This is a genomic window from Sphingopyxis sp. UBA6723, from assembly GCF_002454115.1.
GTDB lineage: Bacteria > Pseudomonadota > Alphaproteobacteria > Sphingomonadales > Sphingomonadaceae > Sphingopyxis.
The window spans coordinates 80,213-95,022 of the sequence record NZ_DKIH01000009.1 but is presented as its reverse complement, the minus strand read 5'-3'; the positions used below and the strand labels follow the sequence as shown (position 1 = coordinate 95,022).

Here is a 14,810-nt window from a genome sequence, read left to right as displayed (position 1 = left end):
CGCCGTCATCCCGGCGAAAGCCGGGATCTCGACCTATCGTAATGACGCGCCGGTGAGATCCCGGCCTTCGCCGGGATGACGAACGTCAGGTCAGCTTTTCAACCGCTCGACCACCATCGCCGCGCCAACCCCCATCGCGCCGGTCAGCACGACCAGCCCGTAGCGGCCCCCGCACGCATCAAGCGCGTCGAGCAGGGTCGAGGTCAGGATCGCGCCGCTGGCGCCCATCGGATGTCCCTTCGCCAGATGCCCACCGCTGACATTGACTCGTGCGCCATCGACATCGCGGTCGCGCAGGAATTTCGCGATCGTTACAGCGAACGCTTCCATGAACTCGATCCGGTCCATGTCGCCGAGCGTCAGCCCGGTGCGCGCCAGCGCCTTGTCCATCGCGGCAAAACCCGCGGTGAGCGATGCGACGGGATCGCCGCCGCTTTCGGCAAAAGCGACCGCGCGCGCGCGGGGAGGGGGACCGAGCCCGGCGCTGCCAATCAGCGCCATCCCTGCGCCGTCACAGATCGGCGGGGCGTGGGCGATGGCGTGCAGCGGCGCGAATGTCGCGCCTTCGAGCGCGCCTGCATATTGCTGCTGCAATTCTCCAAACGCCGGCGGCGCGGCGGCGAGCGATTCTGCGGTCGTTTGCGGGCGGATACACTCTTCGCCGCTGAGCGGCCCGGTGGCGATACGCGACTTTTGAAGCGCGGCGTCGGTGTCGGTGGCGGACGCCTTTTGCTGGGAGGCGAGGGCGACCGCGTCGAGATCGGCGCGCGTGATCCCCTCGGCGTTGGCGAGCCGGTCGGCGGCGAGAACGGGCGGTACAAAGCGTGCGCGCGGCGGCAGTTCATCATTCTTATAAAAGGCTGCACGGTCGCTCAGAAAGGGTGTGCCGCTCATCGACTCGACGCCGCCCGCAAGGATGCAATTGGCTTCGCCGCTGGCAACCTTGGCGACCGCCTGACCGATCGCCGACAGGCCGGAGGCGCAATAGTTGTTGATGCTGTGCGTCGCCGTCGTGTCGGGCAGTTCCGCATGGAGTTTCGCCAGCATCGCCATATGCCCGCCCTGCGCGCCACTTTGTGTGACGCAGCCGAGCAGCAGCGCATCGGGAACATAATCGCCGCATCGCGCCGTGAGCGCTGCCGCTTGCTGGCGCACCAATTCCTGCGGGGTCAGTCCGGCAAGCCCCCCGTCGGGCCGGGCCTTGCCGCGCGGCGTGCGCACGGCGTCGTACAGATAAACGTCGGCCAAATCAGGTGCCGACGACGAAGCTGACCGCGGTCGTCGCGCTGCCGCCGACGTTGAAGGTTGCGAAGTTGCGGGCCCCTTCAACTTGATAATCGCCTGCGTTTCCCGTGACTTGGCGCCAGCTGTCGAGCAGCATTCGGACCCCGGTTGCACCTACGGGATGCCCCAGCCCGATCAGCCCGCCCGATGGATTGACCGGCAATTTCCCGCCGAGCGCGATCGTCCCGTCCTCGACCGCGCGCCAGCTTTCGCCGGGTTTGGTGATGCCGAAATGGTCGATCGCCATATATTCGGTGATCGAAAAGCAATCATGCACCTCGACCCCGTCGCACGCATAGATGTCGGGCATCTTGGCGCGGCGCAGCGCATCCATCATCGCCTTCCGAACACTAGGAAAAACAAAGTCTTGACCACGACTGTTCGCAACCTTTGTCGAGTAAAGCAGGGGTGCGGTGGCATGACCCCAGCCCTTGATGCGCGGAATGTTGTCGATCGAAATCCCGCGACGCTGCGCGTAACTTTCGGCAACTTCGCGCGAGGCGAGGAAGATGGCGGCGGCGCCGTCGGTAACCTGTCCGCAATCGGACTTACGCAGGCTCCCCTCGATCAGCGGATTGACCTCGTCATTCTCGCCCAGATGATCGTCGGTCACCGCCCAGCCGCGCGTCTGCGAGTTCGGGTTCTTCTTCGCATTGGCAAAATTATTCGCCGAAATGCCGCGCAGATGCGCGCGGTCAAGCCCGAAGCGTTCCTCATATTCCTCGGCAACGCGTGCGAACATCCACGGCCAGAGGTAGCGCGCCTCCTGCGCCTCGCGGCCCGCCCAGGCGGCGGCGCCGAGATATTCGGCGGCGCGCTGGCCGGGGACGTTGCGCATCAACTCGATGCCCAGCACCAGCGCGAGGCCGTAACGCTCGGCCTCGATCTCGGCGGCGGCGGCAAGGATCGCGATGCTGCCCGAGGCGCAGGCGGCCTCGTGACGCGAGGCGGGGATACCCGCGAGGTCGGGGTGGACATGACCGAAGAAGCCGCCGAGCTGGCCTTGTCCGGCGAACAATTCGCCGACGAAATTGCCGACATGCGCGGTTTCGACCTCTTTGGGTTCAATGCCCGTCGCAGCGAACGCTGCTTCGGCAACATCACGAAACAGCTCGAACAAGCCGCCGCCCTCGCGCTCCATGTTGCGCGCAAAATCGCTCTGCGCGCCGCCGAGGATGAAGACGTCTTTCGCCATGTCAGGCTTCCTTTTCGAGAGTGGCGAGCGCCATTTCGCGCACCTCGCTGCGCATCACCTTGTTGGTGACGTTGCGCGGCAAGGCGTCGAAGCGGAACAGGCGTTCGGGTAGCTTGAACACCGCGAGATCCTTTTCGCGGAGATAGTCGGTGACGTCGGGCAAGCTGACGTCATCATTGCCGCGCGGGACATAGGCGAGGCCGATGCGCTCGCCCATCGTCGGGTCGGGCAGCGAAAAGACGCACGCTTCTGCCAACAACGGGTGGCCGCCGAGCAGCTGGTCGATTTCCTCGGGCGAAATGTTGACGCCGCCGCGGATGATCAAATCCTTGCACCGTCCGACGAAGCGATAGAAGTCGCCACCCTCGGCGATTTCGAACAGATCGCCGGTGCGGAACCAGCCGTCGTCGGTGAAGGCCTCGGCGGTGCGGTCGGGGGCGTTGTGATAGCCCTCGAACAGGCTAGGGCCGCGGATCTGCAGTTCGCCCGATATGCCGTCAGCCTCGATCGGGTCGCCGCCGCCCGGCGATACGAGGCGGCTTTCGATATTCGCGGCGCGGCCCTCACCATAGGGCGGTTGATATTGGCCGCGGCGTGGGAACAGGCTCGCGCGCTTGTCGGGGTCGGGCATGTCGCCCTCGCCGGTGATGAAACTCATCCCTTCGTTCGACCCGAAGACGTTGACGATGATGATGCCGAGCTTTTCCTGAAACCCGCGCACCATTGCGGGCGCAAGCGGCGCCGAGCCCGAGGCGATGACGCGCAGGCTCGATAGGTCGACCGAGGCGAGCAGAGCCTCATTCTGCAGCAGCATGTTGAGCACCGCGGGCGGCGCGATCGTCAGGCTCGGTCGCTCGGTCGCGATCTGTTTCAAATAGATGCCGGGGTCGAAGGGGTGGTGCAGCACCATCGTCCCCGCGCTGGTCAACCAGCACATGGTGATGCCCCCAATGCTCGCCATATTGATGAGCGGGAAGGGGTTGAGCAGCACGTCGCCGGCACCGACCTTCATAGCCTCATACCCCGCGGCGGCGACGGCGATCCAGTGATTGTGGCTGCGCGGCACGCCTTTGGGCACGCCGGTAGTGCCGGAGGTCCAGCAGATGGTGAAAATGTCGTCGGCATCGACCGGATTCGCGGCAACATGGGCCGCGAGGGCGTCGGCGTTTCCTGCTGCAATCGAGAGGTCGAGCGCATCAGCGGGCGCATCGGGGCCAAAGGTCATCAGCCGAATGCCGTCCAGCAATGGCGCCGCGACGCCGACATGGTCGCATCCCTTGACCTGCGTGGCGCAGACAAACGCTTTCGGTCCAACGACGCCAAACATGCCTTTCAACTCGTGGCTGCGATATTGTACCGCCGCCGGGCTGACGATCGCGCCGATCTTGGCCGCGGCGAAATAAAGAGCGACAAATTCGCTGATGTTGGGAAGCTGGACGAGCAGCACATCGTCCTTACCAATCCCGGCGGTGACAAGCGCGCCCGCGAGCCGGTCGATCTCCGCCGCCAGCTCGGCGTAGGTCAGCCGCTGCGGCTCACCGAAAGCGAAGTCGACCCGGTTCGGCGCATCGACGAGCGCGAGCCGTGCGGGATGCGCCGTCGCATTGGCCGCGAACAGGTCGGCGAAACTCTGGTCGCCCCACCAGCCGCTTTCCCGATGTTGCCGCCTTTTTTCCTCTCCCGCGACGATCATCTCAGGCGGCCAGCACGCTGTTGTCGCCCATCCCGATATCGTCGCCGCTCGCCCACACGCTGTGCGTTCCCGAACAGATGCGTTCGGGCAGGATGATCCGGCACACCGGCCCCGCCGCGATATTCTTGGCGTCGATCAGCACACATTCCGACTTGTCGGTTTCGAGGTCGGCGATGAACGAGACGAGATAGCCGTCGTCCTCGTCCTTGGCGTTGATCCGCGGCGCAAACGGCGCCTCGCTGCCAAAACGGCCGGGGCCGAATTCATATTCCTCGCTCGTCCGTGCATTGAGGTCATGTTTCACCAACCCGCGAAACAGGAACCAGCCCGGCTCGGGGATCGCGCTGTAGGCATAGCGATAGGGCTTGCCGGCATAGCGGTGATTGAACATCCCGAACTCAAGATCGCGGTCGTCGAGCCGCTCTTCCACCGTCTCGCCCGTAACCAGGTTGAAGCGCCAGCGATGGAGCCGTGGCTTGAGCAGCCCCTGATCGAGATACGCCATCATCCGCTCCAGCCCCTCAGGTGCGTTCGGATAGGATTTGGGCATCGGCTCTTCCTGATAATAGCCGTCGAGGATGATCTCGTCGCCTTCCTCCCACGCGTTCAGCCAGTGGAGCGTGTAGGTCGGCTCGGCGGTAAACCAGCGAATATCCTCGGGCTGGCCGTGGCGTGGAATGATCGCGAAGCGCGTCTTCTCGTCGGGATGGAACTGCACGACGTGCAGCCGCTTTTCGAGCAATTCCTCGTTCCAATAGAGCGGCATGTCGTTGAGGATCGTGTAATTCTCGGTGAACGCCATATCGTGCGGCAGGCGCGGTCCGGGCAGCGGCACCGGGATATAATGCTTCAGCTTATTGTCCGGCCCGACGACGCCGTAGTGCATGTAAGGCGCGTGCTTCGAGTAATTGAAAAACATCAATTCTCCGGTCGCGAGGTCGACCTTGCAATGCGCCGAAATGCCGTCGAGCGGCACCCAGCTTTCAGTGCCGAACTGCTCCAGTGTGAAGGGGTCGAGCCGGTACGCCTCGCCGCACTGGTAAAAGGTTGAGATGATCTTGCCCGCATGGATTGCGACGTCGGTCGATGACGAATCTTTCAGCCATTCCTGCGCGCCCCATCCGTGGCGCGTCGACTTGTGCGGCGGTTCCATCAGCCCGGCCCACAGCGAACGGCCGGCTTCCTTCTCGGCTGCAAATCCCTTGGTGCGCACGAAGCGGCTGCGATAGCTCGCGCGGCCGTCCTTGAACGAAATCGAATGGACAAAGCCGTCGCCATCGAAGGGATGATAGCGTCCGATCGGCTCATGGATCTGGTTCTCGCCGGTGCGGACATAAACGCCGTCGATGTCGGTCGGGATGTTGCCGATCACCTCGGCATCGCCATTGGCGAAGATCGCATTCCATTCGTTGTACGTCGGCCGCCAGGCACCCTGCATATAGGGATGGTCGTTCGGCTGGATCGTCGTTTCGATCGTCTCGACAAGCTGGGCGGTCATGCGAGGGCTCCTTCGGCGGGGGTAAAGCGCGGCCTTGCGGCAGCGGCATCATATTCGGAAACAAGGCGGTCGACGATAGCGGCGACAGGTTCGACGCCGCGCACCGCCCCGACGCCCTGTCCGGCGGACCAGACATTCTTCCACGCTTTTGCCTCGTCTTGCGCGTCGGAGAAGTTGGGTCGTTTGTCCTCGGGCATGTTGGCGGGGTCGTATCCGGCGGCAATCAGGCTGGGTTTCAGCCAATTGGCGGTGACGCCGGTAATGCCCTTCGACGGCACGATGTCCTCGGCGCCTGCGGCAACGACCATATCCTTATAGCCCGCCACCGCCATGCTCTCGGCGCAGGCGATCAGCGATGTGCCGAGATAGGCGACGTCGGCGCCCAATATCTCCGCCGCGCGCACCGCATGACCCGTCGAGATCGCACCGCCGAGCACCAGCGGACCATCCCAGAATTGTCGCACCTCTTCGACAAAAGCGAAACCCGCCGTCGCCCCGGTATGCCCGCCCGCGCCCGCCGCAACGAGCACGAGGCCATCGACCCCGGCCGCAGCCGCCTTGCGCGCAAAGCCGACCGAATTGACGTCGGCGAAGACCAGCCCGCCGTAGCTGTGGATTTCCTCGACCACCCGCGCGGGGCTGCCGAGCGCGGTGATCACCAGCGGCACCTTGTGGCGGACGACGCAGGCTAGGTCGTCGGGCAGGCGGCTGTTCGATGGATGGACAACGAGGTTGACCGCCCACGCGGCGGCATCGGGATCATTCGACAGTGCCGCGTCGATACGGCTCACCCAATCCTCCAGATCGGCCGAGGTTCGCGCATTGGGGGCGGGAAAGCTGCCAATCATCCCGGCGCGCGATGCCGCGATCACCATCTCCGGCCCCGAGACAAGGAACATCGGTGCGGCAATCGCGGGCAGGCGCAGATTGCGCGTCAGCGCTGGCGGCAGGCCGTGTCCCGGCAAGGTCATTCCTCTCTCAAATTATCTGACTTGCATAACGATACTTAAAGCCGTTATGAGTCGCAAGGCAAGAAAAACATCGCGGGCGGCGGTCGCCAAGACGATGATGCGTGGGAGGATCCTTATGAAGAGCTATTTTGTTGCGCTGCTCGCTGCATCGGCGCTGGCGAGCCCCGGTATGGCTTTTGCGCAGGACGCGGCCCCGGCCGACGATCAGGGCGGGCTCGAGGAAATCATCGTCACCGCACAAAAGCGCGCCGAAGGCCTGTCGGACGTTCCGATTTCGATCTCGGCGATCAGCGGCAAGCAGGTCGAAAATTATGGCCAGACCAACCTAGAACAAATCTCCTCGTCCGTCCCGAACCTGAAAATCACCCAGACCGCAATTGCCAACCGCATTGCGATCCGCGGCATTGCGTCGGGCGACAATAAGGGGTTTGAGCAGTCGGTCGCGATGTTCGTCGATGGCGTCTATTATGGCCGCGACCAGCTCTCGCGCCTGCCGCTCGTCGACATGGAGCGCGTCGAAGTGCTGCGCGGGCCGCAGCCGACGCTGTTCGGCAAAAATGCGATCGCCGGTGCGGTTAATATCACGACGCGCAGCCCCACCGACGAGTTCGAAGGCTCCATCAGCGGCCTCTATGAATTCAACCACAAGGAATTGCAGCTCACCGGTGTGCTGTCGGGGCCGCTGAGCGAGGGCTTCGAGGCGCGCGTCGTTGGCTATTATCGCAAGATGGACGGCTATTTCTACAACGCGAAGCTCGACCGCGACGAGCCGAACGTCGACGAGAAATATTTCCGCGGCAAGCTCGAGTTCGATCGCGGCGGGCCGTTTGCTGCCGAGCTCAAGCTCGAATATGCCGACTTCGAAATGAAGGGCCAGCCGCGCGACGTGTTCGGCGCGGTCGGCAGTTACAACACGGTCTTTCAGGGGCCGTTCTTCGTCAGCACCAACCCCGATTATGTCCGCGAAGACAATGGCTATCAAAGCCGCAACAAGGTGTTCGGCGCCACGCTCAACGCCGATCTGGAGATCGGTGAGCATACGCTGACTTCTGTTTCGGCGCTCCTCGACTACAAGACGCGCGAGATCGTCGATGTCGATTTTTCAGGGATCAGCTTCCTCGACGGCACCAATTTGCAGGAAGATTATCGCCAGTTTTCGCAGGAATTGCGGCTGGCATCGCCCGGCGGCGAAGCGTTCAATTATATCGCGGGCGTTTATTATCAGAACGCCAAGCTCGACGTCGATGATCAGGTGCTGTTCAACTCGACCTTCCTCGCGCTGGGGCCGCCGTTCAATGCGATCGGCGACACGCGCAACGACCGCGTCTATTCGCAGAAGTCCGACCTGATTTCGGTGTTCGCGCAGGGCGAGCTGGCGCTGAGCGACCGCTTCCGGATCACCGCGGGCGCACGTTTCAACCATGAAAAGAAAAGCGGCAGCCGCGATCTGGCGATCGTGCGCGGCCCGCTCAACACGTTCAACCCGCTGGTGGTGGCCGCAACCTTCCGCGCGCTCAATATCGAAGCGCACAGCATATTGGGCAAGCTCAGCGAAGACAGCTTCAACCCAATGGTAAACGTCCAGTTCGACGCCACCGACGATCTGATGCTCTATGCATCATTCGCGCGCGGGACCAAGGCAGGCGGTTTCGACATTCGATCGAATTCGTTGCCGGGGTCGACCACGGTCGCAAAGCCGGGCGCCTTTGAATTCGAAGATGAAAGCGCCGACAACTTCGAGGCCGGGCTGAAATACAAGGGCCGCAATGTCGCGTTCAACCTGTCGCTTTATCGTACCACCTACAAGGATCTGCAGGTCAACATCTTCGACGGCACGCTCAACTTCAACGTCGCCAACGCCGCGGGCGCCCGCACGCAGGGGGTCGAGGCCGACTTCCGCGCCGCGATAGCCGACGGACTGACGCTTAGCGGGGCGGTCGCCTATCTGGATTTCAAATTCACCAACTTCACCTCGGGCCAATGCTATTATCTGCAGACGCCGGGGCCGGGTGGGTTTTGCGACTATACCGGGCTGCGCAACGCGCTGTCGCCGAAATGGTCGGGCAACCTCAACCTCGATTATACGACCCCGATCAGCAGCGACATGAAGGTGGCGTTCAACATCAACGCCGACTTCTCGTCCTCCTACATCGCGTCGGCGAACCTCGATCCTCGCACATTCCAGGATGGCTATGTCAAGCTGGGCGCACGTTTGGCGCTGGGCCAGATCGACAATCGCTGGGAAGTGGCGCTGATCGGGCGCAACCTGACCAACCAGCGCATTTTGCAAACCGCCAGTTCGATGCCGCTGGCGACAACAATTACGCGCAATGCCGGTAATGCGTATAACGGGATCGTCGATCGGCCGCGGACGATTGCGGTGCAATTGACCGGGCGCTTTTAGCGACCTCTCCCCAGGGAAGAGGGGGCGCGGGTACCGCTCCCTCTCCCGACCCTGCCTTGTCGATGTCGGGTCGCTGGGGTAGGGGGTGGCGGAGCAAGGATTGGCTTGGGCTTGAAACACGATCGCACCATCAGGGCCTGTTCGATCTGGCGCGCGCTCGACGTCGTCGGCGACGTGCCGGTGCTGCTGTTGATGGAACAGGCCTTGCTGGGCATCCACAGCTTCGACGAATTTGTCGCGCGCACCGGCCTTGCCCGCTCGGTGGTCAACGGACGCCTCAAGAAACTGGTCGAGGAAGATTGCCTCGCCAAGGTGCCGCGCAAGGGCGGCCGCGGTTTTCATTATATGCTCACCCAAAAGGGGCGCGATCAGTTTCCGAACGGCCTGATGATGCTGCGCTGGCAGCATAAGTGGGAGGCCGACAGCCGCGATTTTCAGGTCCATTTGCACCATGCGACCTGCGGCCATGCGACCGAGCCGGTGCCGACTTGCGGCTATTGTCACGCCGAAATCGACCCGCGCGACGTGGACTGGCGCGAGGGGCCGGGGCTGGCGCAGGTCGTGCCGGATTATGAGCGCCGTCGCTTCAACGGTGATATTGGCGCGCGTCGCCCGGGCGGACGGCCGCTGGTCGATACGATGATTGAGCTGTTCGGCGACCGCTGGGCGACGCTGGTCGTGCGCGCGATGTTCACGCGGATAAACCGCTTCGACGAGATCCAGCGCGACACTTTGATGGCGACGAACATTCTGACGGGACGACTGGAGCGGCTGATCCGGCAGGGCATCATTCGGGCGGTTCCCTATTCCGACCGCGGCGACCGGTTCGAATATCGGCTGACCGCCAAGGGGCGCGACCTGTATCCGGTGCTGCTCGCGTTGCTGCAATGGGGCGATCGCTGGTTTTCGGACGACCGCGGGCCGCCGGTGCTGCTCACCCATCGCCCATGCGGTCATGACCTTAACATGGTCGTGGCGTGCAGCCATTGCGGTGACGAGCTGCAGCTGGACAACAGCCGCTTTACCGTCGAGCCGACGGAAACAGCCGCCGCGAAATAATCATGTGCCGCCCACTGGCGCGCGTCGGGCCGACTGGTTACATGGGCCGCCACCAAACGAATCGCGCGTGCCGCCCCAAACTGCGGGTCAGGCGCCGCCCGCACCAGAAAGTGGCCCGATGGAAATCACGACCGGTCTGACCTTTGACGATGTGCTGTTGGTGCCTGGCCCGTCGGATATTTTGCCGTCGGATGCGGTCCTTTCGACCCAGCTGACCAGCGAGATCGGCCTCAATATCCCGATCCTGTCCTCGGCGATGGACACGGTGACCGAGGCGGACATGGCGATCCTGATGGCGCAGATCGGCGGCATCGGCGTCCTTCACCGCAATCTGACGATCGAGGAACAGGTCGCGGCGGTGCGGCAGGTCAAGCGTTTCGAAAGCGGCATGATCGTCAATCCGATCACCATCACCCCCGACGCTCCATTGTCCTATGCCACGGCGCTGATGGATCAGCACCGGATATCGGGCATTCCCGTAGTCGAACCCGGCGGCAAGCTGGTCGGCATCCTGACCAATCGCGACGTGCGCTTTGCCGACAATCCGGGGCAGCCAGTGCGCGAGCTGATGACCGCCGACAATCTGGCCACCGTACGCCCCGGCGTAGGGCAGGACGAAGCCCGCAAATTGCTGCACCAGCGCCGGATCGAAAAGCTGCTCGTCGTCGATGACGATTATCGCTGCATCGGCCTGATCACTGTCAAGGATATGGAAAAGGCGGTCAATTTCCCTGACGCAACCAAGGACAGCGCTGGCCGCCTGCGCGTTGCTGCGGCGACCAACACCGGCGACTCCGGGGTCGAACGCGCCGAAGCGCTGCTCGACGCCGAATGCGACCTGATCGTCGTGGATACCGCGCATGGCCATAGCAAGGGCGTTGGTGAGACCGTCGCGCGGATCAAGAAATTGTCGAACCGCGTGCAGGTCCTCGCGGGCAATGTCGCAACCGGCGATGCGACCAAGGCATTGATCGACGCCGGCGCCGACGGCGTGAAGGTTGGCATTGGCCCCGGATCGATCTGTACGACGCGCATCGTTGCCGGCGTCGGTGTACCGCAGCTCACAGCGATCCTCGATAGCGTCGAAGCCGCGTCGAAACTGGGCGTGCCGGTGATCGCCGACGGCGGCCTGCGCACGTCGGGCGACATTGCCAAAGCGCTGGCGGCGGGTGCGTCGAGCGTCATGGTCGGCTCGATGCTCGCCGGCACGGCTGAGGCGCCGGGCGAAACATTCCTCTATCAGGGCCGCACCTACAAGAGCTATCGCGGCATGGGCAGCGTCGGCGCGATGGCGCGCGGGTCGGCCGATCGCTATTTCCAGCAGGATATCAAGGACCAGATGAAACTGGTTCCCGAAGGCATCGAGGGCCAGGTGCCGTTCAAGGGTCCCGCCAAAGACGTGATCCACCAGATGGTTGGCGGCGTGAAGGCGGCGATGGGCTATACCGGCAGCCGCACCCTGACCGATTTCCGCGAACGCGCCAAATTTGTCCGGATCACCAATGCCGGTCTGCGCGAAAGCCATGTCCACGACGTGTCGATCACGCGTGAGGCACCGAATTATCCGGCTGGTTGAATTATTCGCTTCGTCATTGCGAGCGGAGCGAAGCAATCCAGAGTCACGTAATCCGCTCTGGATTGCTTCGCTCCGCTCGCAATGACAAGGTAAAGACAGATTATGACCCCCGCTGCCCGCGTTCAGACCGCCATCGAGATCCTCGACGTCATTGCGGCCTCGGCGCGCGATGGCGGCGCCCCCGCCGACGCGATCTTTGCCGAAGCGATGCGCGCCCGTCGTTATGCCGGATCGAAGGACCGCCGCGCGATCCGCAGTCTCGTCTATGATGCGATCCGCGCCGTGCGATCGGTGCCCGCGTCGGGCCGCGCCGCCATGCTCGCGCTCGCCGGTACCGACCCGGAACTCGCTGCGCTGTTCGACGGCGCCTCCTACGGCCCCACCGCGATCGGCGTTGACGAAGCGCGGGCCGAGACCGGGCTTGCCACCCCCGCCTTGATCAAATTGTTCGATCCGCTTGTCACCAAGGCGGAGCACGCTGCGATGCTCGCCCGCGCCCCGCTCGACCTGCGCGCCAACCGCCTGCGCTCCAGCCGTGACGAACTGGCGATGATTTTCCCCGAAGGCGAAGCGATCAACGGCCTCACCGACGGCTGGCGTCTCCCAGGCGAAACCGCCGCGGTTCAGAACCCGGCCTATGCCGAGGGGCAATTCGAGGTTCAGGACGCCGCGAGCCAATATGCCGCCGCCGCGCTCGGCGCCGAAGCCGGGCAGCTTGTCATCGATCTATGCGCTGGCGCGGGCGGCAAGACGCTCGCCATCGCTTCGGCGACCAACGACGAAGCCGCAATCCTGGCGTGCGACACCAACCGCGCGCGGCTTCAGCAACTGGCGCCGCGCGCGCATCGCGCCGGGGCAACCGCTATCGAAACGCTGCTGCTCAACCCCGGGCAAGAGCGTGCGATGCTCGCCGACCGGATGGGCAAGGCCGACCGTGTCATCGTCGATGCCCCCTGTTCGGGCAGCGGCACCTGGCGGCGCAGCCCCGAATTGCGCTGGCGCTCGACCCCGGCGCGGCTCGACCGCCATGTCGCCGATCAGGTGAAGCTGATGGACATCGGCGCGGCGCTGGTGGCGCCGGGCGGCAAACTCCTCTATGCGGTGTGCTCGATCATCGCTCGCGAGGGGCGCGCACAGGTGGATGGTTTTCTGACCCGTCATCGCGGCTGGACCGCCGACACCGGCTATCTGCCTGAAGGTGTTGGGCGTGCTGCGGGCCACGGTTTTCTGCTCACCCCAAAGCACGACGGATGCGATGGATTTTTTCTCGCACGACTGACGGCGCCATGTTAGCATCCTTGCAATGAAGCGATGGGAGAATGCGATGCGCGTCGGTTTTCTGGCTCTATCGGCCGGTCTGATCTTGGCCAGCCTGCCCACGGCATCCGATGCCCAGCGCGCCGATAACGACATTTTTCCGCGCTCGATCGCGCTCCAGCAGCAAGGCCAGGCGGCGCAGGAAGCCGGCGATCTGGACCAAGCGGTCGATTTCTATGAATCGGCTCTGGCGGCCGACCCGCGCAACCGCTCGGCGATCATCGCACTGGCGCAGGTCGCCCGCGCGCAGGGTCTGCCCGGCAAGGCGATCGGCCTGTACCGAGAAGCCTTGGTACTGGAACCCAACGACATCGTCGCGCTGACCGGGCAGGGTGAAGCGCTGGCCGACAAGGGCGCGCTGGAACTGGCGCGCGAAAAGCTGACTGAAGCGCAGCGCGTCTGCGCCGACAAATGCCCACAAGTTGCAGCGCTCGAAAAGACGATCTCGGCAAGCGCATCGAAGCGCGTGGTGGCGGCTGAAGCGCTGGTACCGAAGCCGGTGGTCGCTACGGTTGGTTCCGCGAACAAGAATTAGGCTGCGGCCAAAGGCTGCTTTGGGGCGTTAGCGGACGCCCGACATCGCGGTATGCGTGACGATCCAAAGTTCAGGAAAGTTCAGCCCTGTGCGCGCCGCAGTCTGGACTCTCGCTGGGCTGGGTGCGCTGCACGCGAGCCGCAAAACGCTGACAAGTGGCCGCTTGTCGCCAAATGAAGTAAGCAAATCGACGCTGGCACAGCCGGATAATGTAGGAAAGACCTATTTGTCGGCGATTTCGGTTTCGGGTTGAGGAGTTGCCATAAACTCCTCTCCCCTTGAGGGAGAGGATAGCGCAGCTTGCTCCGTCAGGAGCTAGCGAAGCTTGGTGAGGGGGCGGACGCTAGCACGCGCGCACCCCCTCTCAACTGCGGCTAGGCAGCAAAGCTGCCAAGCCTTCGTATCTCTCCCACAAGGGGAGAGAGGAAATGAAGTACGTCCACTTTCGGTCGTTTGCCGCCGCTAATTTCCCAACGCCCGCGCCAGTGCCACCCATTCGGCGACGGTGACGGTTTCTGCGCGGCGCGTCGGGTCGATGCCGAGGGCTTCGGCGGCGGCAACGGCCCCGTCCAAGCCCTTCAGGCTCTGGCGCAGCATCTTGCGCCGCTGGCCGAACCCCTTTTCGGTCAGTTTCGACAGCAGTTTCGGATTGACGCCGTCCGGCTGCTGGGCAGGCACGACATGGACGATTGCCGACATCACCTTGGGCGGCGGGGTGAAGGCCGAGCGGTGGACTTTCATCGCGATCCTCGCGGTCGCGCGCCACTGTGCCAGCACGGCGAGCCGCCCATAGGCGTTGCTGCCGACCGGCGCGACGATGCGTTCGGCCACTTCCTGCTGGAACATGAGGGTCAGCGACAGCCAGCGCGGCGGCCATGCTGCGGGCTCCAGCCAGCGCGTGAACAACGCGGTGCCGACATTATAGGGCAGGTTGGCGACGATATGATAAGGCGCGCCGCCGGTCAGCGCATCGACGTCGACCGCCATCGCATCGTCGGCGATCACCGTCAGCTGGCCCGGAAACGCGCCGCTCAATTCTGCCAGCAACGGCAGGCAGCGATCGTCGCGCTCGACCGCGATCACCTTTGCCCCGGCGCGCAGCAGCGCGCGGGTCAGCCCGCCGGGACCGGGACCGACCTCGAACACCGTCGCGCCGTCGAGATCGCCGGGGATCGCGGCGATGCGATCGAGCAGTTGTTCGTCGAACAGGAAATTCTGGCCCAGCGCCTTGCTCGCCTGCAATCCATGCGTGCGCACGGTTTCGCGTAGCGGCGGCAG

At 63.9% G+C, this 14,810-nt stretch carries 11 protein-coding genes; 5 read left to right on the top strand and 6 right to left on the bottom strand.

The annotated features are described in order from the left end of the window. Nucleotides 1–90: 90 nt before the first annotated feature. The 5 genes from B4F07_RS06610 to B4F07_RS06590 are packed head-to-tail and all read right to left on the bottom strand — an operon-like array spanning nt 91 to nt 6,641. The gene (locus B4F07_RS06610; protein WP_293703210.1) at nt 91–1,248 is read right to left on the bottom strand and encodes an acetyl-CoA C-acyltransferase; all 1,158 of its coding nucleotides are present in this window, start codon (nt 1,246–1,248) and stop codon (nt 91–93) included. 1 nt (nt 1,249) lies between these two features. Continuing rightward, complete coding sequence (locus tag B4F07_RS06605) at nt 1,250–2,479, bottom strand: acetyl-CoA acetyltransferase (protein ID WP_293703213.1); 1,230 nt, start codon at nt 2,477–2,479, stop codon at nt 1,250–1,252. Nucleotide 2,480: 1 nt separating this feature from the next. Continuing rightward, nucleotides 2,481–4,172: a class I adenylate-forming enzyme family protein gene (locus B4F07_RS06600; protein ID WP_293703216.1), complete on the bottom strand. Its 1,692-nt coding sequence runs from the start codon at nt 4,170–4,172 to the stop codon at nt 2,481–2,483. A gap of 1 nt (nt 4,173) precedes the next feature. Further along, a complete protein-coding gene (locus B4F07_RS06595; RefSeq protein WP_293703219.1) occupies nt 4,174–5,670 on the bottom strand; it encodes a carotenoid oxygenase family protein in 1,497 nt (498 codons plus the stop codon). Further along, nucleotides 5,667–6,641 (bottom strand): NAD(P)H-dependent flavin oxidoreductase, encoded by a 975-nt coding sequence (locus B4F07_RS06590; RefSeq protein ID WP_293703221.1) that lies wholly within the window; start codon nt 6,639–6,641, stop codon nt 5,667–5,669. Before B4F07_RS06590 ends, B4F07_RS06595 begins: the two co-directional genes overlap by 4 nt. Before the next feature lie 115 nt (nt 6,642–6,756). Here B4F07_RS06590 and B4F07_RS06585 point away from each other — a divergent pair, with 115 nt between their 5' ends. The 5 genes from B4F07_RS06585 (at nt 6,757) to B4F07_RS06565 (ending at nt 13,532) form a co-directional block, all read left to right on the top strand. Then, nucleotides 6,757–9,045 carry a TonB-dependent receptor gene (locus tag B4F07_RS06585; RefSeq protein WP_293703223.1) on the top strand — a complete coding sequence of 763 codons (2,289 nt, stop codon included), beginning with the start codon at nt 6,757–6,759 and terminating at the stop codon, nt 9,043–9,045. Between the two features lie 111 nt (nt 9,046–9,156). Next, entirely contained in the window at nt 9,157–10,104 is a 948-nt protein-coding gene (locus tag B4F07_RS06580) for a winged helix-turn-helix transcriptional regulator (protein ID WP_293703226.1), read from the top strand. Between the two features lie 118 nt (nt 10,105–10,222). After that, a complete protein-coding gene (gene guaB / locus B4F07_RS06575) occupies nt 10,223–11,680 on the top strand; it encodes an IMP dehydrogenase (protein WP_293703229.1) in 1,458 nt (485 codons plus the stop codon). 102 nt (nt 11,681–11,782) lie between these two features. Continuing rightward, nucleotides 11,783–12,973 carry an RsmB/NOP family class I SAM-dependent RNA methyltransferase gene (locus tag B4F07_RS06570; protein ID WP_293703232.1) on the top strand — a complete coding sequence of 397 codons (1,191 nt, stop codon included), beginning with the start codon at nt 11,783–11,785 and terminating at the stop codon, nt 12,971–12,973. A 31-nt stretch (nt 12,974–13,004) separates the two neighbouring features. After that, nucleotides 13,005–13,532, top strand: a complete 528-nt coding sequence (locus B4F07_RS06565) for a tetratricopeptide repeat protein (RefSeq protein WP_293704657.1) — start codon at nt 13,005–13,007, stop codon at nt 13,530–13,532. Nucleotides 13,533–13,994: 462 nt separating this feature from the next. Here the strand turns inward: B4F07_RS06565 and rsmA are convergent, their stop codons facing one another. Then, nucleotides 13,995–14,810, bottom strand: coding sequence for a 16S rRNA (adenine(1518)-N(6)/adenine(1519)-N(6))-dimethyltransferase RsmA (gene rsmA, locus B4F07_RS06560; protein WP_414711730.1), 816 nt, complete (start codon nt 14,808–14,810; stop codon nt 13,995–13,997).